The organism is Pseudobutyrivibrio sp. UC1225 (assembly GCF_900115215.1).
Lineage (GTDB): Bacteria > Bacillota > Clostridia > Lachnospirales > Lachnospiraceae > Pseudobutyrivibrio.
This window is the reverse complement of record NZ_FOVQ01000006.1, coordinates 120,987-140,521: the sequence shown is the minus strand read 5'-3', so window position 1 is coordinate 140,521 and position 19,535 is coordinate 120,987. Positions and strand designations below refer to the sequence as shown.

The 19,535-nt window shown below is 38.2% G+C and carries 23 protein-coding genes; 22 read left to right on the top strand and 1 reads right to left on the bottom strand.

Going from position 1 to position 19,535, the window contains the following annotated elements:
• The first annotated feature begins 178 nt into the window (after nucleotides 1-178).
• The 3 genes from BMZ41_RS09600 (at nucleotide 179) to BMZ41_RS09590 (ending at nucleotide 2,857) form a co-directional block, all read left to right on the top strand.
• Nucleotides 179-553, top strand: a complete 375-nt coding sequence (locus tag BMZ41_RS09600; protein WP_090529031.1) for a type II toxin-antitoxin system PemK/MazF family toxin — start codon at nucleotides 179-181, stop codon at nucleotides 551-553.
• Nucleotides 550-1,761: a tyrosine-type recombinase/integrase gene (locus tag BMZ41_RS09595; RefSeq protein WP_090529028.1), complete on the top strand. Its 1,212-nt coding sequence runs from the start codon at nucleotides 550-552 to the stop codon at nucleotides 1,759-1,761. The genes BMZ41_RS09600 and BMZ41_RS09595 overlap by 4 nt, the downstream gene beginning before the upstream one ends.
• Before the next feature lie 511 nt (nucleotides 1,762-2,272).
• Nucleotides 2,273-2,857: a 50S ribosomal protein L25 gene (locus tag BMZ41_RS09590; protein WP_090167745.1), complete on the top strand. Its 585-nt coding sequence runs from the start codon at nucleotides 2,273-2,275 to the stop codon at nucleotides 2,855-2,857.
• 271 nt (nucleotides 2,858-3,128) lie between these two features.
• Here the strand turns inward: BMZ41_RS09590 and BMZ41_RS09585 are convergent, their stop codons facing one another.
• Nucleotides 3,129-4,124 (bottom strand): AraC family transcriptional regulator, encoded by a 996-nt coding sequence (locus BMZ41_RS09585; protein WP_330388855.1) that lies wholly within the window; start codon nucleotides 4,122-4,124, stop codon nucleotides 3,129-3,131.
• 83 nt (nucleotides 4,125-4,207) lie between these two features.
• On the opposite strand from BMZ41_RS09585, the gene rhaB reads away from it, so the two are divergent.
• The 19 genes from rhaB to BMZ41_RS15640 all read left to right on the top strand — a co-directional run bounded on the left by rhaB (nucleotide 4,208) and on the right by BMZ41_RS15640 (nucleotide 19,387).
• Nucleotides 4,208-5,629: a rhamnulokinase gene (gene rhaB / locus BMZ41_RS09580; RefSeq protein WP_090529025.1), complete on the top strand. Its 1,422-nt coding sequence runs from the start codon at nucleotides 4,208-4,210 to the stop codon at nucleotides 5,627-5,629.
• Complete coding sequence (locus BMZ41_RS09575; RefSeq protein WP_090529022.1) at nucleotides 5,623-7,044, top strand: arabinose isomerase; 1,422 nt, start codon at nucleotides 5,623-5,625, stop codon at nucleotides 7,042-7,044. The genes rhaB and BMZ41_RS09575 overlap by 7 nt, the downstream gene beginning before the upstream one ends.
• Nucleotides 7,045-7,056: 12 nt before the next feature.
• Nucleotides 7,057-7,884 (top strand): rhamnulose-1-phosphate aldolase, encoded by an 828-nt coding sequence (gene rhaD / locus BMZ41_RS09570; RefSeq protein WP_090162847.1) that lies wholly within the window; start codon nucleotides 7,057-7,059, stop codon nucleotides 7,882-7,884.
• Between the two features lie 100 nt (nucleotides 7,885-7,984).
• Nucleotides 7,985-8,272 (top strand): helix-turn-helix domain-containing protein, encoded by a 288-nt coding sequence (locus BMZ41_RS09565; RefSeq protein WP_090299949.1) that lies wholly within the window; start codon nucleotides 7,985-7,987, stop codon nucleotides 8,270-8,272.
• Nucleotides 8,259-9,455 (top strand): type II toxin-antitoxin system HipA family toxin, encoded by a 1,197-nt coding sequence (locus BMZ41_RS09560; RefSeq protein WP_090529019.1) that lies wholly within the window; start codon nucleotides 8,259-8,261, stop codon nucleotides 9,453-9,455. The genes BMZ41_RS09565 and BMZ41_RS09560 overlap by 14 nt, the downstream gene beginning before the upstream one ends.
• Nucleotides 9,456-10,012: 557 nt before the next feature.
• Entirely contained in the window at nucleotides 10,013-11,134 is a 1,122-nt protein-coding gene (locus tag BMZ41_RS09555; RefSeq protein WP_177184200.1) for a ribonuclease III domain-containing protein, read from the top strand.
• Nucleotides 11,135-11,353: 219 nt separating this feature from the next.
• Entirely contained in the window at nucleotides 11,354-11,974 is a 621-nt protein-coding gene (locus BMZ41_RS09550) for a DUF4317 family protein (protein WP_090529183.1), read from the top strand.
• A gap of 11 nt (nucleotides 11,975-11,985) precedes the next feature.
• Entirely contained in the window at nucleotides 11,986-12,327 is a 342-nt protein-coding gene (locus BMZ41_RS09545; RefSeq protein WP_090529013.1) for an arsenate reductase family protein, read from the top strand.
• Nucleotides 12,328-12,518: 191 nt separating this feature from the next.
• Nucleotides 12,519-12,995: a nucleotidyltransferase domain-containing protein gene (locus tag BMZ41_RS09540; protein ID WP_090529010.1), complete on the top strand. Its 477-nt coding sequence runs from the start codon at nucleotides 12,519-12,521 to the stop codon at nucleotides 12,993-12,995.
• A 107-nt stretch (nucleotides 12,996-13,102) separates the two neighbouring features.
• Nucleotides 13,103-13,519 carry a 2-thiouracil desulfurase family protein gene (locus tag BMZ41_RS09535; RefSeq protein ID WP_090167718.1) on the top strand — a complete coding sequence of 139 codons (417 nt, stop codon included), beginning with the start codon at nucleotides 13,103-13,105 and terminating at the stop codon, nucleotides 13,517-13,519.
• 193 nt (nucleotides 13,520-13,712) lie between these two features.
• Nucleotides 13,713-14,552: a DUF4298 domain-containing protein gene (locus BMZ41_RS09525; protein WP_090529007.1), complete on the top strand. Its 840-nt coding sequence runs from the start codon at nucleotides 13,713-13,715 to the stop codon at nucleotides 14,550-14,552.
• Nucleotides 14,553-14,755: 203 nt separating this feature from the next.
• On the top strand, nucleotides 14,756-15,811 hold the full coding sequence (locus tag BMZ41_RS09520; protein ID WP_090529004.1) for a Fic family protein: 1,056 nt from the start codon (nucleotides 14,756-14,758) through the stop codon (nucleotides 15,809-15,811).
• Between the two features lie 301 nt (nucleotides 15,812-16,112).
• Complete coding sequence (locus BMZ41_RS15925) at nucleotides 16,113-16,244, top strand: hypothetical protein (protein ID WP_255405326.1); 132 nt, start codon at nucleotides 16,113-16,115, stop codon at nucleotides 16,242-16,244.
• A gap of 318 nt (nucleotides 16,245-16,562) precedes the next feature.
• A complete protein-coding gene (locus tag BMZ41_RS09510; RefSeq protein ID WP_090529002.1) occupies nucleotides 16,563-17,198 on the top strand; it encodes an MBL fold metallo-hydrolase in 636 nt (211 codons plus the stop codon).
• A 36-nt stretch (nucleotides 17,199-17,234) separates the two neighbouring features.
• Complete coding sequence (locus BMZ41_RS09505; protein WP_090528999.1) at nucleotides 17,235-17,447, top strand: hypothetical protein; 213 nt, start codon at nucleotides 17,235-17,237, stop codon at nucleotides 17,445-17,447.
• Nucleotides 17,448-17,470: 23 nt separating this feature from the next.
• Nucleotides 17,471-17,884, top strand: a complete 414-nt coding sequence (locus tag BMZ41_RS09500) for an EamA family transporter (protein WP_090528996.1) — start codon at nucleotides 17,471-17,473, stop codon at nucleotides 17,882-17,884.
• Between the two features lie 159 nt (nucleotides 17,885-18,043).
• Nucleotides 18,044-18,523, top strand: coding sequence for a YbaK/EbsC family protein (locus BMZ41_RS09495; RefSeq protein WP_090528993.1), 480 nt, complete (start codon nucleotides 18,044-18,046; stop codon nucleotides 18,521-18,523).
• 93 nt (nucleotides 18,524-18,616) lie between these two features.
• Entirely contained in the window at nucleotides 18,617-19,078 is a 462-nt protein-coding gene (locus tag BMZ41_RS09490) for a hypothetical protein (protein ID WP_090528990.1), read from the top strand.
• 147 nt (nucleotides 19,079-19,225) lie between these two features.
• Nucleotides 19,226-19,387: a hypothetical protein gene (locus tag BMZ41_RS15640; protein WP_177184199.1), complete on the top strand. Its 162-nt coding sequence runs from the start codon at nucleotides 19,226-19,228 to the stop codon at nucleotides 19,385-19,387.
• Nucleotides 19,388-19,535: the final 148 nt, after the last annotated feature.

The following is a 19,535-nucleotide window of genomic DNA, read 5'->3' as shown; positions in this document are numbered from 1 at the left end:
TTGGTAGCACCAATCTGGCCATGATGGGTACAGGGATAATGATACTTCCGCTTAGCCACAATTATCAAAATGGGAGCGGCCTGGCGAGAACCGCGGGGAGGGTAGAGCCTATGGAGCTGTGCTGCAGCCGCCTGATGAATGCATTAACTATAAGAGAAGGAAGGGAGGATAATCACTGATGCGGATAAAAAGAGGAGATGTTTATTTAGCTGATTTAGATGATAGATTTGGTTCAGAACAAATTGGTGTTAGACCAGTGGTGATACTACAAAATGATAAAGGGAATAAATATGCGCCAACAGTCACTGTTGCCCCTATAACAACCAAGATTCACAAAAATCTTCCGACACATGTATTGATATGTAATATAGGGGGGATAAAAAGAAAGTCTGTAATACTATGTGAGCAGATTACCACTGTAGACAAGAATAGATTGTTAACGTATATGGGTAGGATTGATAATCGCACCATGAATACAAAAGTAAGACGTTGCCTGGAGATACAGTTAGATCTTACTTTCCATAAAAACCATAGGGGCAGGTATCGCAGATGAGGCGAGACGTATTATTGTCATATGCTGCTTCCACAGGTATTATTGATATGGATGCCATTGAATTAGCTGTGGAAGAAATGAAAAACAACGAGATTGTTGAAAAATACCACAGCTATGCGATATGGAAAAATGAAAAAGGTCTATGGTGTACTCACATAAGAGATGAGGAGGGGAATGTTAAGATACGACGGCGCAAGACCCAAAGAGAATTGATTAGTTATCTGGCAAAGCATTATAAACATGTGGTCAATATAGTTCGTATCAATGATGTTTTTGAACAGTGGATAAATGAAAAAATCCAGTATGGAGAAATAAGGCGTCAATCCTATGATCGATATGTAAATGATTACAAAAGATTTTTTTCGAAGGATTTAAGTATTACCAAGAAAGAATTCTGCTACATCACAGAGGAAGACTTAGAACACTTTATTAAAAGAACCATCTATAATAACAAGCTTACAAGAAAATCATATTCAGGGCTTGTTACTCTATTAAAAGGTATTTTCAGATATGGCAAAAGGGCCGGATATACTGATTTAAGTATCACGAATTTTTTCGGTGACTTAATGCTTTCCAACAGTATATTTGAAAGAAAGTACAAAGATAGAGATAAAGAGGTCTTCAATGAAGATGAAGTGGAATGTATTCTTACCTATTTGAAGTACAATCAAGATATATGGAACCTGGGATTAAAGCTACAGTTTGAAACAGGAGCCAGAATAGGTGAGATAGCAGCCTTAAGATTTGAGGATACTACTGAGGATAGTATTCTGATAAGGCGAACTGAGGTAAAGTACAGAGATGACGATGGCAAGTGGAGGTTGGAAGTTGCTGAAGTACCAAAAACTGAAGCTGGCTACAGAGAAATTTTTTTACCTGCAGAGGCTCAAAATACATTAAGAGCCATAAAGGAGCTTAATCCACAAGGAACATTTCTTTTCGAGAACGAAGGTAAGCGAATCCGTTCTGGTACATTCAATCATAGATTGACCAGAGTGTGTGAGAAAGTAGGTATTCCACCAAGATCTACTCACAAAATTAGAAAAACATATGGAACAACTCTTATTGATAATAATGTAGATGACAGTATTGTGGCAGAGCAGATGGGACACAAAGATATTTCTACCACAAGAAAGATTTACTATTATTCAAATAAGAGCAGGGCAAACAAGAGAGAACAGGTTCGAGCGGCTTTGAAAGGCATTTAAATTACAAAAGTCACTGAAGTCACTGATTTACAGTTTTCAGAAAAATCTTGTAAAGCCCATAAAATCAACAATTAACACAATCTAGGAGATGGAGATATATAGTTCGATTCTCTCGTCCCCTGTTTGACTAAGTAGTCTTTAAATAGCGTAAATTCGCTGTTTAAGGGCTATTTAAGAAGCAATTAAAGAGTGACTAATCGTGTTATTAGTCTTAATACAAGAACCAATATGATTTTTTGTAAGCTAAAGATTTAAGGTAGATTGCAAATCAGTCGCTGATATCAAAGATAAAAATAAGCAGTCATACCATGGATTAAGGGAAGAACTGATTAATTATGGCTATAATCCATGTGGTAGATGCCATCCGTAAATACTCGAATATTAGACTTGACTATTTTAAAGAAGAGGACTATAACATAGTCGAACACGAGAAAATACGAAACGCCAATTGAATATCGACATTCCGCAAATTTCCCTGCTCAAATATTTGTATTTTAGGAGGAAGAGACAAATGGATACTTACAGAGTACAAAGACGTGACATGGAAAAGAAAGCAAAGAGGTTGAGAAGAGAAGGCTACGTTACAGGTAACCTGTTCGGTAAGGATATCGAACAATCAATCCCACTCCAGTTCGAGGTTAAAGAGGCTGAAAGCTTAAGAAAGAGTGGACACACTCAAATGACCCTTGATTTGGAAGGAAAGAAGTACAATGTGTTACTTAAGGAGCTACATTATGATGCAGCCAAGCATCAGATTGTAGAGATGGATTTCCAGGAGCTTGTTAAAGGCGAGGTTATCCATGCAACAGCAGAGGTTGTTCTTGAAAACAAGGAAGCTGTTACAGAAGGTGTTTTAGAGCAGCTAGTATCAGAGGTGGCTTACAAAGCAAAGGCCGAAGATGTAGTTGAGAAGATTGAAATAGACTGTAGCTCACTGAGACTTGGTGATACTGTAACGGTTGCAGATCTTGCTATTTCAAAGAATAAGAAAGTTAATGTAACCACAAACGCTGATCAAGTAGTTGTTGAGGTTATTGCAGCAAAGAATCAGGTTGCTGATGCTGAGGATGAGGATTCTGCTCAGGCAGCTTCATAGGGAATAGTGACGTAAGGAGTCTCCAAGTTGGAGGCTCCTTTTTAACTGCTCATTTCAAAAGTTGGCATAGCCTCCACCGCAATGTTAACTTAATGACATTGAGCAAGTGCTGGGGTTCTATTTATGGGAAAAATAATTATGCCATAAGCATTCATTTATGCCAGGCTGCAAGGGAGACTTCAATAGGATGAAGGCCGCTCTTGAGGATGGCTCACTTTCAAGAGAGCAGCTTCAGATTAACGCAACTAGAGTACTTAGAATGATTGATACCTTAGTTGGCTAATCTATAATCTCTAGGAGACATGCCATAGGCTTCCTTGAATTTGCGGTAGAAGTAACTACTGTTATCGTACCCAATGTAGGTATAAATATCTTCAATGGTAAGAGTGGTGTGGCTGAGAAGATAGGCCGCCTGTTGAAGACGACGTGTCATCAATTGTTCTTTAAAATTTTTACCAGTGTGCTTTTTAAGCAGTCTACTTATGTAATAGGTAGGCTGCTTTGTTTGTTCAGCAATTGCTTCAAGGGTGCCATGCTTATAGTGAGCATCAATATATTTCAAAACAGTAAGTAAAAGGTTTTGTTCATACTGAGATGGTGTGCCTTGGTTGACCAAAGAAACATATACTGAAAGGGTCTGTAATAGTAGACCCATTGTGGTCTTATTTATATTATTGATAATTGTTTCTGAATCCTGTTTTAGCATAGTGAAAATCATATTTTCCATAAGATTTTGCACAGGAAGAATATCTGCAGTAGGAAAGTGCAGATAAGTAAGGAAGGATGATTCTGGAGACAGTGTGGAAATCAAAAAGTCTCTAAGTAAGTCTCCTTCTGGAATCATTTGTAATGCTTCATCAAAAAACTCAGGAAGCAGGATAAAGTTAATTGCAACATCACCCTCTGATGCTGGAAGAATTTCCTGAGTAGCATTTTGGTTCAAGAATAAAAGTTCACCGGCTTTTAGTGTGATTTCATCAGTTCCATTTAAAATATGATGAGTTTCCCCTGAAACCATATAAACGAATTCAACATAGTTATGGGTGTGCTTTGGAAAGTGCACAAAACGAGTATGAGGACGTATTTCTATGAGACGTCCTTTTTTTAATAGCTTCTCGCTGTCGATGACAAAACTGTTGCCGCTGGAGTACCTATTTTTGTCAATGACACCGCCCTTTAAAATTTCTTGTTCTTCCTCTGTCAGCTGTGATAGCTGCTGTAATAAACTCTTTTCCATAGGTAAATTATAGAATGAATTTAGCTGCAAATAAAGTCCTATTTTTGATTATTTTACGACCTTAAAAGTCAGCTTATCAGGATATATACTCATATCATAAACGAGGTGAAACTATGAGTAACTATTATTTGGCAGTAGACATTGGGGCCTCAAGTGGCCGTCATATGCTATTTACAATTGAAGACGGTAATATTCAGATGGAAGAAATCTACCGTTTCGAAAATGCCATGACAAATGTAGGGGGAAAGCTTCTTTGGGATACAAAAAAGCTTTTTAACGAAATCAAAAATGGCATGAAGGAATGCAAAAGACTTGGTAAGATTCCATGTTCAATGTCCATTGATACTTGGGGCGTTGATTACGTGCTCCTAGATGAAGAGGGACAGGTTCTTGGTGATACATACGGTTATCGTGATCACAGAACTGATGGAATGGATGAGGAAGTTTATAAAATCATTTCTGAAGAAGAATTGTATAAGCGAGTTGGAATTCAAAAAGCAATTTTCAACACAATATATCAATTGACAGCAGATAAGCTTCAAAGACCAGAGGTGTTAAAAGAAGCAAAGACTTTGCTTATGATTCCGGATTATCTAAATTTCCTTCTTACAGGTGTTAGAGCATCAGAGTATACCAACGCGACAACAACAGGTCTTGTTAATCCTCACACCAAGCAGTGGGATTATCAGTTAATAGAAATGCTTGGTCTTCCTAGAGAAATCTTCTTAGAGCTTAAGCTTCCTGGTAATGAAGTGGGTAATCTAAGAGATGAAATCAAAGAGGAAGTAGGCTTTGATTTAAAGGTGCTTCAGTGTGCAAGCCATGATACAGCTTCTGCTGTAATGGCAATGCCTCATTTAGGCAACGAGGGGCTTTACATCAGCTCTGGCACCTGGTCACTAATGGGTGTGGAAAATACAGAAGCCCTCACCCGCGATTGCGACAGAAAGAGTAACTTCACAAATGAGGGTGGTTACGATTATAGATACAGATATTTGAAAAATATCATGGGTCTTTGGATGATTCAGCAGGTTCGCCATGAAGCAAATGATGCTCTTAGTTTTGCGGAATATGCAGAGTTGGCAGCAAGAGCAAACAGCTTCCCATCACTGGTTAATGCTAATGATGAGAGATTCCTTTCTCCTAAGAATATGACAGAGGAGATAAAAAAAGCCTGTGCTGAGTCAAGACAGCAAGTTCCTAGCACTTCAGGAGAGATGGCAGCTGTTATTTACAAGAGTTTGGCTGCTTGCTACGGAAATACAATAAAAGAGATTAGCGCAAATACAGGCAAACAGTACAAGGTGCTTCATATCATCGGTGGTGGTTGTAAAAACAGATATTTAAATCAGCTTACAGCCGATGCCACAGGACTTACAGTCCTTGCAGGCCCATCAGAAGCAACAGCCATCGGAAATGCAATGGTTCAGATGATAGAAGACGGTGCGTTGGCAGACTTGTCGGCAGCTCGCGAGACTGTACATAAGTCATTTGATATAGAGGTTTTTAATCCAAAAGGAGGAGAAAGATGTTAGTAAATACAAAAGCTAAGGTGGGAGTTTTTTCTATTGCACTTGGAGCATACCTTCCACAGTTCCCAAGCTTAGTTCCAGAGTTTAATAAACAGTTTGAGGATTTCAAAGCGTCAATCCCTGACACAGTTGAAATCATTGATGGTGGTGTAGTTACCACAAAGGAGCAGTCACAGGCTGCAGGAGATTTGTTCAGGGCAGCAGATGTTGATTTAGTATTCATGCAGCTTCTTACCTATGCTACATCTTACAACATGCTTCCAGCAGTAAAGGATTTAGATGTACCAGTTGTACTTGTAAATCTTCAGAAGCTTAAGGCTCTTGATTACGATACAGCAGGCACAGCAGAGTGGCTTGGTGAAGCATATGCATGTGGTGCTGTTGGTGAGATGGTAGCAGACTTAAATCGTTACGGAAAGCGCTCAGCTGTTATCACAGGTGTAGTAGAAGGCGGCGATGCAGCTGCTGCAAAGGAAATTGATCAGTGGTGCCGTGCAGCACAGTGTCGTAGAAGATTTAGAGAGACAAATCTTGCTCAGATTGGTCGTCCATATCCTGGTATGATGGACCTCTACATCGATGAATCAAATCTTTACAGAAGAATGCACGTATATACAAAGCAGTTCGACTGGGAAAAGATTTGGGCTATTGCAGATGATATTACAGATGAGGCTGTTATCAAGGCTAAGGCTGAGGATATCTTAGATACTTTTGAAATCGTTGGCGGTGTTGATGAAGAGAAGCTTCATGAGATGGCTAAGTACGTTGTTGCTTTCGAGCAGTGGGTTAAGGATGAAAAGCTTGGCTTTGTAGCATCTCACTATGATGGCTATGCAAAGGGGCAGGCTGGAGTTGTTGATAGTCTTCTTATCCCAGCATTTTCAATGTTAATAAAGCAAGGTACAGCTTGTGCTGTTGAAGGCGATATCAAGGTTGCCATGGCAATGAGCATCCTTAAGACAATCGCAGGTTCTGGCCAGCTTTCAGAAATGTACACAATCGATTTCAATGATGGAGTAACTCTCATAGGACACAGCGGTTCTGGTGATGCAGATTTCTCTCAGGCTAAGAAGCCTACTATGAAGATTGTAGATGTATTCCACGGCAAGACAGGTGGTGGATACCTTACACAGTTCTATCCACCAGAAGGAGATATTACATATCTTGCAATTACTCAGGATGGTGAAGGCCACTTCAAGTTTGTATGTGCTGAGGGTGTAAATGTACCAGGAAAGATTCTTCAGAATGGTGACACAATGATGCGCACAGAATTCGCAATTTCACCAGCTGAGTTCGTAACAAAGTGGAGCGAAGCAGGTCCTACGCATCACTTTGCAGCGGCAATCGGTCGTCACATCGATGTAATTGAAAAGGTAGCAAAGATTTTTGATGTACCAGTGGAAATCATCACAAGATAAGGAGATATAGAAATGAAGATAACAGAAGTAAAGTTTGTTGAAGGTTTTATTAGAATGGCAAATGATGGATGGGAGCAGGGCTGGCATGAGCGTAACGGCGGTAACCTCTCATATAGAATGAAGGATGAGGATGTTGCAGCTGTTAAGGAATTCCTTTCAGAAGATGGCCAGTGGAAGGAAATCGGCACAGAGGTTCCAGGTCTTGCAAATGAGTACTTCATGGTAACAGGTAGTGGAAAGTATTTCCGCAACGTTATCATTGATCCAGAGGATTCTATCGGTATCATCAAGGTAGATGAGACTGGTACAAAGTATCAGATTCAGTGGGGCTTCGTAAATGGTGGAAGACCAACATCAGAGCTTCCTTCACACCTTATGAATCTTGAAGTAAAGAAGCGTGTTACAAATGGTAAGTACAGAGTTGTTTACCACGCTCACACTACAAATACAATCGCTCTTACATTTGTACTTCCTCTTAAGGACGAAGTATTTACAAGAGAGCTTTGGGAGATGGCTACAGAGTGTCCTGTAGTATTCCCTTCAGGTATTGGCGTTGTTGATTGGATGGTTCCAGGTGGAAAGGATATTGCAGTTGCAACCTCTAAGCTTATGGAACAATATGATGTAGCTATTTGGGCTCATCATGGTATGTTCGCTTCAGGTGAAGATTTTGATCTTACATTTGGTCTTATGCACACTGTAGAAAAGGCTGCAGAGATTCTTGTAAAGGTTCTTTCTATTACACCTAACAAGCTTCAGACAATTACACCAGATCAGTTTAGACACTTAGCAAATGATTTCAAAGTAGAGCTTCCAGAGAAGTTCCTCTATGAAAAATAATCCTAATCTAAACAAACCTCAAAAAATGCTACTATAATAGCAAAACATTGGAAAATATAAGTAAAAGTGATATAATAGTAGCAATTACGGGAGGTAAAATATGGATGTTAATATAAATTATTTATGGGATACACCAACAGATGTTGCTATGAGATTAGCAAGCAGGCTAAAAAGTATCCGTAAAAGAAAGAAAATCACACAAAAGGAGTTGGCCGGAAGAAGTAATGTTAGCTACGCTACACTTCGAAAGTTCGAAAAAACAGGGCAGATTTCACTTGAATCTTTTATAAAACTAGCAATGGAGTTGGGGGTCATTCAAGAGTTGAATTCACTTTTTACAGAACCTGTGTATACCAGTATTGAGGAGGTTATAAATGCGAGTAAATAAAACGCTGGATGTTTACTATCATGGGATGAAAGTAGGAACACTTGCAGAAACTCCAGATAAAAGAATTGCATTTCAATACTCATCAGAATGGCAGAAAAATGGATTCTCTATAAGTCCGTTCTCGTTGCCATTGCGAAATGATGTATTTGTGCCTAATGAACGTTCATTAGAGCGTTTTGGTGGATTGTTTGGGGTATTTGCAGACAGCTTGCCTGATAGCTGGGGCCAATTATTATTAGATAGACATTTAGAAACACTGGGAATAACAAGAAGTGGAATATCTACACTAGAAAGGCTTGCTTATGTAGGGAGGAATGGTATGGGAGCACTTGAATACCTGCCGTCCAAAGAATCCGATTTCGATTTCAAGGGTATAGGACTAGATTTTGATACTATTGCTAAAGAATGTGAAAATATCCTTTCATCTAAAGAATCAAATCAACTGGATATACTTTTTAAAATGGGCGGGTCTAGCGGTGGAACCAGGCCCAAAATTCTTATTTCTGAAAACAATAGGGACTGGATAATAAAGTTTCCATCAAAGAGTGATCCAGAAATAAGTGGGAAAAGAGAATTTGATTATTCACTGTGTGCAAAGGGTTGCGGTATATCTATGACAGAAACCGAATTGATTCCATCAACTGTATGCGAAGGATATTTTAAAACTGAGCGTTTTGACAGAAGAGATGGTGAAAAGATATTTACAATTACATTTGCTGCGCTATTAGAAGCTGATTTTCGCGCACCATCATGCGATTATGAGACATTCTTTAAATTGACTAAAGCGCTGACAAAAGATGCAATTTATGACAAGGAGCAACTGTATCGCATTATGTGCTTTAATATAGCTGCTCATAACAGAGACGATCATACAAAAAATTTCTCATTCACACATTCGGAATTAAATGGATGGAAGCTGGCTCCTGCTTATGACATTACATACAGTGACACATATTGGGGAGAGCATACTACATCTGTAAATGGTAAGGGAAAAGATATCACTAAGGAAGATTTGATTAAAGTTGGATGTGATGCTGGATTGGCAGAAAAATTCTGTTTAGATTGTCTTGAGGAAATAGAAGAAAAAGTAAAAATGTTAGATAACTACCTTAAGCCAAATCATAGAAAAACAAAAGAGCATATCCATTTCAAGGAACGCATTTCAGAAATCAATGGTCTATAAAAAATAAGATAGTCATAAATGAAATATAAAGTTAGGAACAAAAGATTTTGAAATATCAAAAAGATGTAATAGGCTTTCACAAACTTCTGAATATAATGTTGGAGGAGTGTGGGGTAAATTAATAAGGAATAAACTGTAATTGTTATTTTGTGGCTGCAGGTAATGCCTGCAGCCTTATTTTCAGGTTATGTGTAGAAGACCGACTTTGGATTAAATAAGTCTATCTGTAAAAGAGGTGGCACTTTTTTGTTGAGTTATATGTGATAGGTATTAGTTACTTAGTGATGACAGTTGCAATATATGTTACTCTTACGTATAATTTGCTTGTAACTAAATATCGGGGCGTGATGCTTTTTAAATTTGAAATGCGTTCTATACGTTCTATTTATAGGGATTTATTAATGCATATGAAAGTATGTATTAGTAAGATCAAAGGAAATAGAGAGAAAATTTAAAATCCATGTCTGATGCAGACGATTACTATCTCACGAGTAGTCTATTTTGTGTTAGATTATTATGCCCCTTTCAGCTTTTATGCAGAAAGGATTTTTTATTTTATGGAAGAGAAGGATTTATTTGAAAAACTAGTAGGTCAGCAGATTGGAAACTATGATTTTAACAATAAGAATCTGCTAAAGCAGGCGTTTACTAGACGTTCTTACACTGAAGAAAATGGTGGAGAAAACAACGAAGTACTAGAATTTATTGGGGATAAAGCGCTGGATATAGGCGTTGTTCGATATCTTGTGAACAAATATGGTAATGCTCCAAGTAAAGAATCACTTAATCAAATGAAGTGGTTAGGTCAGAAGTATGAAGATGAGTTTTCCTGTGAATTAGACGAGGGTGAATTGACACAGTTAAAGCAGCGTCTAGTTCAGAAAGATACGTTGGCACGTCGAATAGATGAACTTGCGTTAGCTGATTACTTAGTTATGGGTAAAGGCGATGAACTGTCGAATCGTTCCCAGGAAAAGTCAGTAAAAGAAGATTTATTTGAGGCTATAATTGGTGCCATAGCGATTGATAGTAATTGGGATTTTGAAAAGATTCAAGAGGCGGTTGAAGTCATGCTAAATCCTGATTCTATCCTTAATTCAGGAGAAGAGATTGATTACGTCACATTGATATATCAGTGGGATGAATCGTTTTGTGAGGTTCCTTGGTTTAAGTATAACGATGGAAGTTATAGGTATACATGGTATATGCAGGAGGAGAATACCGTGTATCAAAGTTGGAGTGAAATAGATACTCTAGAAAAAGACGGTTCAGGCCCAATCACAAAGAGATGTTATGTCAAAATTAGAGATGATCTTCCAACTTTTGTCGGATTCGGTAGATCAAAGAACGAAGCTAGAAAGTATGCTTGTAAAACTGCTTATTTGTACTTAGAAGAAAATGATTTGTTCTTTACTATAAAAGACGAGATTGATGAGCCAACATTAGAAATGGCAATCAATCAATTAGAAATTTTGGCGAGAAGAGATTATTTTTCGTTACCAAAGTATGTTGCAGAAGAACGTCATGATGAAAATGGAAATCCTGTTTGGCAAGTTTCATGTAGTATAGAAGAATTTGATGTTAGCTATACTATAGAATCCTCATCAAAAAAGTCAGCTAAGAAAGAAGCTGCCTTTGAAATGTTGAAGTATGTTTTGGATAACTATGAGGAGGAGTAATTATGTCAAAGTGGGCTTTTAATTATGAATCTGGCGAGTACGAAGATATTGACCTATGGTAGTGCAAATCCGCACCAAAAACACATAACTTGACAAGAAACCAATCTATTCTGTGCAAATTTGCATCAATATGAACTTTCGAAAGCATCAACTTTGGTTGGTGCTTTCTTTTTTGAAAAGAAGTACAATACCCTTATACAAAACACAAAGGACACAAACATGGGACAGATTAACAGAGACGACATGCTGGAGCTCACACGCAGATTTACATCAGCTCGCAGCAACCTAGTTAGAATTGCAGGTGCGTATATAGATGAGGAAGGCTATATAGACGGCACATTTAATACAAGCTTCCTGAGTCTGAAGGGAGCGGAAAAGAATAGATGTCTTGATATCGCAAAGGCGATACCGTTTGCCAAGCCAAATGAGGAATTGATTCAGTATAAGATTCCAGGGCTGGGGCCAGGCTCTATCTGGCAGATGATTTATGCAATTCGTGAATGCGAATTGAAGAATGATGCGCTGATGCTGAATTTGTATGAGCTGATAACGGAGAAATATCCTAAGGGAAGACCTTATGCGATTTATGTTTACTATGGGGCTTATGATGTGCCAATTAAGGGCAGCGATAAGTCTTATCAGGATGAATCCGAAGAGGTTTATAAGTATCTGATCATGGCGATTTCGCCAGTGGATGAGGAGCAGGTACCACATTCACCTGAGGCGGGATTCCTTTATCCAGCATTTACCAATAGAAGCACAGATATCAATCATGTGAATTTCTACAGCCAGGATTATGAGGAAGCCAGAGAGTTGATGAAGTTTTTGGATTTGGAGTGATAGGAGAATTTATGAACATACAAATTTTTGGTACTAAGAAGTGCAACAATACTAAGAAAGCAGAGCGTTTCTTTAAAGAGCGTGGTATTAAGTATCAGTTTATCGATATGAAAGAAAAGGGCATGAGCAAGGGGGAACTCACATCAGTTGCAGTAGCAAATGGTGGGATTGCTAATCTTGTAAATCCTGATGCGAAGGACAAAGATGCAGTAGCATTGTTTCAGTACATTGCAGATGAGGATAAGCTGGAGAAGCTGCTTGAGTCACAGCAGATTATTAAGACTCCAGTGGTAAGAAATGGTAGGCAGTCTACAGTTGGTTATCAGCCAGATATGTGGAAGAAGTGGGAGTAGAAAAGTAGAGATTGTTCTCTACTTTTCTTGCCATAATTTAAAAGAAATTTTAGATAGTTACAATAGTTGCACTTATTGATAATGAAGGTGCAAAATATACACGATACTATTGAAACAAGGTGCAATAATTGCACTTTGTAATTTACAAAAGTGCAAATGGGATATATATAATCATTTCAGGAGGCGTAACTATGGCTGAGTCTTTAAAAGATATTAGAAGAGCAATTGGATATACGCAAAGTCAGGCTGCAGAGTACCTTAAGGTGTCTGTTCGTTCTTATAAATCCTATGAGAATGATCCAGATAAAGTTAATTCGATTAAGTATTCTTATATGATTGATACATTGGGGAAGCTTAACGTAATTGATGAAACGCATGGTATTTTGAGCATTGATGATATTAAGAAAAAATGCTCAGATATTTTCAAGGATTATGATATCTCATATTGTTTTCTGTTTGGCTCATATTCAAAAGGGATTGCCAAAGAAGATAGTGATGTGGATTTGTTAATTTCATCTACTGTTAAGGGTTTGAAGTTTTATGGATTGGTAGAAAAGGTTTCTACGGCATTACATAAAAAAGTGGATTTATTGGATATGGACCAGTTGGTAAATAATCCTGAATTGCTAAATGAAATATTAAAGGATGGTATAAAGATATATGGATAAGAGGACTTCGAGCAATCGAGGTCCTTTTATTTATAGAAAAATAAAGATAAAACTGTCATAATTGAAAGCAAATGAAGAAGTGACATCAATTAGAGGAGGCAACCAGAATGAAAATCATGGTTAGTGCTTGCCTGCTAGGGCAGAATTGCAAATACAATGGTGGCAACAACTACAGCGAGAAGGTTGCTGAGTACATAAAAGGGCATGAGGTTGTTCCGGTTTGTCCTGAGGTAGCAGGAGGCTTGCCTACTCCCAGAATACCTTGTGAGATTGTGAATGGAGTTGTTACTAATAAAAATGGTGAAAACAAAGATAAGGAATTCAGAACAGGAGCTCAGATTAGTTTGAAGAAAGCACTTGATGAGAAAGTGGATTTGGTGATTCTTCAATCAAGAAGTCCTTCCTGCGGCGTGAAGCAAATTTATGATGGAAGTTTTACCGGAAAGCTCATTGATGGCCATGGAGTGTTTGCAGAGCTGCTGATTAAGAATGGGATTAAGGTGTTGGATGTGGAGGATGTTTAAGAGGAGAGGTAAAATAGCATGTACAAAATTGAAACATTCATACCAAAAGAATCACTGCAGGAACTACGCCAGGCATTGCGTGAAGTGGATGCAGGTCATATAGGAGGTTCATCCTTATGAAGAGCCAGTGATTAATGCGATAAAGCTTAGTTAGTGATGGGAGAATTTTTTTGAAAAAGGGAATAAGTGCATAATGACAGAAGAGATTTTTGACATCGTAGATGAAAAGGGACAACCTACAGGAGAGACAGTGACTAGATCGCAGGCTCACGCTGAAGGTGTTAGACACAGAACTGCTCATATATGGGTGGTTCGTGACAATGGAGACAAAACAGAGGTACTTTTGCAGAAGAGAGCTTTAAACAAGGACTCTTTTCCAGGCAGATATGATACTTCATCAGCTGGTCATATCCAGGCGGGTGATGAGCCGTTGGAATCTGCAATTAGGGAGCTTTCTGAAGAGCTTGGTATTCAGGCTGATGCAGATGATTTGAATTTTGCAGGAACATTTCCTATTCAGTATGAGAAGGAATTTCACGGCAAGATGTTCAGGGACAATGAGATTGCATTTGTATATGTGTATGATGAAGATGTAGACATTGATAAACTTACTATCCAGAAGGAAGAACTGGATAGCGTGGAATGGTTTGACCTGGAGGAAGTGTATCAGGCTTGTCAGCCACCGAGGGATGAGAAGTTCTGCGTTCCTATGGGTGGGCTGGAGATAGTTCGTAAATACGTTAGTAATCAAGAGAATGTGGCTAAGCATATATCTGAGATGGAAGCGATTCTTGATGAGGCTAATGAGATATTGGATACATTAGACAAAAACCTTAATAGACTTAATGATATTCAAGCAAAAATCCAAAAGCTTGAAAATTACTATACCAGTAAACAATGGATAGATGATTTCACAGCTGACGAACAGGGCTTGTTGCCTCAAGATTTAAAACGAGGTGTATTGTCAGAAGATGGTATTTCCTCTATGCTGGAACGAAATAAAGACTACATGGAGAGGATTATTCAGAGGTAGCGCTTTAGAAAAAAAGTAAAGGACAAAAGTAAGGGGACCATCCCTAGCAGGGCCTTCCAGGCCCAGGTCTGCCCGAGCTCCACAGACCACTCGCTGACGCGAGCGTAGTATAAGCAAATCGAGTTGGTATTAGGTGATAAATTGCCTAACACATTGATTATCGCCTAAAATGTGATATAATTTAGGCGATAAGGAGAAAGATTATGCGAGAATTTAATTACAGTAAGTATAAAGATTACAAATGGGATAGTGAAATATTAGGTCTGGTCTCGGGTATCCATGAATACAGAGGAAAGCAGGAGTTATATTTGACTCAAAAACCAGCTGTTTTAGATAAGCTAGTCGAAGTTGCCAAAGTTCAAAGTACTGAGAGTTCAAATGCTATTGAGGGCATTTTTACTTCAAACGCAAGATTGAATCAATTGATGCAGTCAAAAACTACTCCAAAGAATCGTGATGAAGAGGAGATTGCTGGCTATCGCTATGTATTGGATATGATTCATGAAAGTTATGAGTATATTCCAATTTCTGCAAATTATATTCTCCAGCTGCATCAGAATCTTTATCGTTTTACAAATAGAAGTATAGGCGGACATTTTAAAAACAGTGATAATCATATAGTTGCTAGAGATAAAAATGGTGTTGAGTATGTAATATTTGAGCCGCTTAGTTCGTTAGAGACACCTATTGCTATTGATAGAATATGTGAGGAGTTTAATAGATTGTCAGCTACCGAAGAAGTAGACACATTATTATTAATACCTATATTTATTCACGATTTTTTATGTGTGCATCCTTTTAATGACGGCAATGGTCGAATGAGTAGATTGTTAACGACACTGTTACTTTATAGAGCTGGCTATGTTGTTGGTAGATATGTTTCTTTGGAAAAAAAGATAGCTGAATTAAAAGATTTATATTATGACTCGCTCAACATGAGTCAGAAGGGTTGGCATGAAGGAGAAGATGATCCGACTCCATTCATAAAGTATATACTAAAGACCATTATTGCTGCTTATAAAGATTTTGAGGAGCGAATTGAAATTATCGATATAAAGGAACCAGCCATTGAACAGGTAAGAGCTGCCGTTTATAAAAAAATAGGTAAGTTTACCAAGAGTGAAATAATGGAAATGTGCCCAAAGTTAGGACGTGCATCCGTGGAAAATTCGTTAACAGCACTTGTTAATGAGGAAGTACTTGAACGTCGAGGAAGTGGTAGGGGCACTTATTATGTAAGGAAAGATGCACTTGTTTGATAAGTGGGACTTATGGGCTTGGAAAATAGCTAAAAATCGGCCTTATAGCAGTATGAAAAATTATGCTGCTATAGGGCTATTTTTATATACAGAAATAAGATATAGTAGATAAAAATGATTTTGGGAGGAATGGATTTTGAAAAAGATAACTAATTTGATGTTAATTATACTGAATTTATGTGCTGTTTGCTTGGGATTAGTGGTTTGTTATTGGAATATAGGCTAAAGAGCATAGACAATCGGAGTTTTTCGAAATCTTTCTATAAGATATAAGACAAGAAATCATTGGAGCTGGAAAAATATGGATACTAAGCATATATCTGAGATGGAAAAGAGAGATGATAATTCGTATTTGGTTACAGGAAATAAAAAGCATTTTCCTATAGAGCCTTTTATTCTAACACCAAGAGAGTTTTTGGATATAATTAAATAACATGACAAAGAGTAGGACTTACAGATTAAAAATCTGTAGGTCCTTATTTTTTGAATAATTTTTGGATTTTACCTTGCGCGATATAGCCTCACTGGAAAATTGGTAGCACCAATGCATTAACTATAAGAGAAGGAAGGGATAATAATGACTTATGGTAGTGCAAATCCGTACCAAAAACACATAACTTGACAAGAAACCAATCTATTCTGTGCAAATTTGCATTAATATGAATTTTCGGAAGCATCAACTTTGGTTGGTGCTTTCTTTTTTGAAAAGAAGTACAATACCCTTATACAAAACATAAGTAAGGGGGCACTAATGACAGAAAAGATTAAAGTATTTAAGCACAACAGTATTTGCATTGATGTTGGAGACAGGGCGGTTTATGTAGATCCATTTGAGATGGATGAAACACCACGTGATGCTGCATTTATATTAGTTACCCATGACCATTATGATCACTTCTCGCCAGAAGCCATTGAAAAGGTCGCTAATAAGAATACAGTGTTAGTTGTTCCTGAAAAAATGAAAAGCAAGGCAGCGGAAGTTGCAGCAGTGGTGGGCAAGATTGAATATGTTAATCCTGGTGCAAGCTATGAAGTAGAAGGATTACAGTTTGAAACTGTTGCTGCGTATAATATTTTAAAACCATTTCATCCAAAGAGTGCTGGTTGGGTTGGCTACATCATTTCTGTAGATGGAAAACGTATTTACGTAGCAGGAGATACTGATGCTACTAAAGAGGCTAAAGCTGTAAAGTGCGATATTGCCCTAGTGCCAGTTGGCGGAACTTATACTATGGATGCAAAGAAGGCAGCTGAACTAATCAATACAATTGCACCAGAAGTGGCTATTCCTGTTCATTATGGTCTGATAACTGGAACTGCTAAGAATGCTGGAGAAGAGTTTTCTAGGTTAGTAAAGTCGCCTGTAAAGGTTGAAGTAAGGATATAGGAGAGGGGAAAATAAGTTAGAAAGAAGGAAATTAGCTTGAAGTACATTGTTAAAAGAATCCAAGAAGCAGATTATGGCTGCGAGGAGAGACCAGAGGGATACCAGTTTCAGGTGTTGCTCCAATTACGTGACGAGACAGGACAGGAGATTGATATGGAAGTGGCAGACGCAGAGCTGCTGGCCAAGGATATCAACGAAGGCGACTGGGTATTCTTTGATAAGGATAATAAGATTTTTAAGGAAGATTAGTTTATCTATGGGGAGGCGATGGTATGTGGCTTTTATTTGCGATATTGTCATCAGTATTTGCAGCATTGACATCAATCTTAGCGAAGGTTGGCATTGAAGGTGTCAATTCTAATCTTGCAACGGCTATACGAACAGCGGTGGTTCTGATAATGGCATGGGGGATGGTTTTCCTGACGAATGCTCAAAGGGGACTTAGTGAGATAAGCACAAAGAGCTGGATATTTTTGATTTTATCGGGGCTTGCTACTGGCGCATCGTGGCTTTGTTATTATAAAGCACTGCAGATGGGAGAAGCTTCAAAGGTTGTTCCAATAGATAAGCTGAGTGTAGTGATTACACTTGTATTGGCATTCATATTCCTTCATGAGCAGGTCACACCTAAGTCTATTGTTGGGTGCGTTCTCATTGGAGCAGGAACACTGTTTTTAGTAATGTAAAGGCTGAGAAGAGGATGCATGCCACAGGTAAGTATGGAGAATATTGTTTAGAGGTAGCTTATAGATTATAGATGAGATTTATAACCAGCAATAGAAATCTTTTATTTCCTGCTAATAGCATTGCTTCGCTATAATTAAATTTAACATGGAGGTATAGCGATGATTAATGAGAAGGTAAAAGCATTCCTAGATGAGAAGTCTCTGGGGGACAGGCTCACAGAGCATACAGAGACTATTGATACGGTGGAGCATGCTGCTCAGCAGATTGGTTGTAGCGAGCCAGAGATTGCGAAGACATTGTCATTTGTAGTGGATGAAAAGCCTGTTGTGGTTGTTATGGCTGGCGATGGGAAGGTAAACAGTTCTAAGTTTAAAACGTATTTTCATACCAAGCCTCATATGATTCCACGTGATCAGGTGCAGGAGATTACAGGCTTTCAGCCTGGTGGAGTTTGTCCTTTTGCTGTGCCTGAGGATATTCCAATCTGGCTGGATGTTTCTATGAAGCGATTCGAATATGTTCATCCTGCAGGAGGCAACGAATATACATCCGTAAAGATTACTCCAGCAGAGCTTGAGAAAGCATCTGGAGCTGAAGGATGGGTAGATATTTGTAAAGGCTGGGAAGAAGATGTATAGGATTTGCCAGGTTTGAACCTATTAAGTGGAAAATTTTTATTGGGTCATGATGACCCAATAAATGACCCAATAAATTTGGAGTAGGAGAAGAACATGTTTGAACTTACATTTTTTGTCCCGGTATTGATAGTTGCCGGTGTCTGGGGATTTTTTCTTTTGAATTTTGCAGGAAATAACCAAAGAATTCTGGATGATGACATCCTAAGCGCAAATGAAAAGCAGCGTAAAGAAGCTGAGAGCAGCATGCGAGTAATTCGACTGATGACACCTGTATTAGTAATCGTGGTGGCTATAGCTGTTATTTTTCTGGTGAATGCATATCATCCATTTATAAAAGTCAGTGTAGAAGGTGTAGCGCTGATTGCAGGGGGACTTTTCTCCACTTACCTGGGCTGGGCACTTGGGATGATTTTCAGAGGACTCAAGGATCAGATGAGTGAAAAAGATTCCAAACTCTGTTCAAGAGTATTTATGATTTCTTTTATGGGCACAGGGATTATTTTGATTGCGAGTGGTGTCATAGCTTGCATTCCTCAGCTTGCAGCATATTTTTAAAGCATTGTTCTGATTCAGTCATCAGTAAGCAGTTTCTCAGCAATCTGAATCTCAAAAGTCTTATCAGGGTTCTGCGTTGTTAAAATTGCTATTTTGTGGTAATTTTTATATACAGAAATGGCATGTATATAGAAAGTGGGTTTTATTATGATACAGCATGATGTTTCGTTTGAAACAAAGGATATGGAAAAGAATATGGATAACCTTTTCTCAATGCTTGATGAAGCAATTGATGATATGGAAAATGGAAGAGTTTTTTCAGAAGAAGAGGCATGGGCAAAATTGGCAGAAGTGAAGATAAAGCAGTAATTACAGTTTTTAAGAATATTAAATGATGGACGTGATTGGATGTCTATCATAAAATAATGGTTACGTAAGCACGGAACTGAATAACAGAATAAGTTTATATTACATTATATGGAAGAGCACCTAATCAGTTTGATTAGGTGTTTTTGCT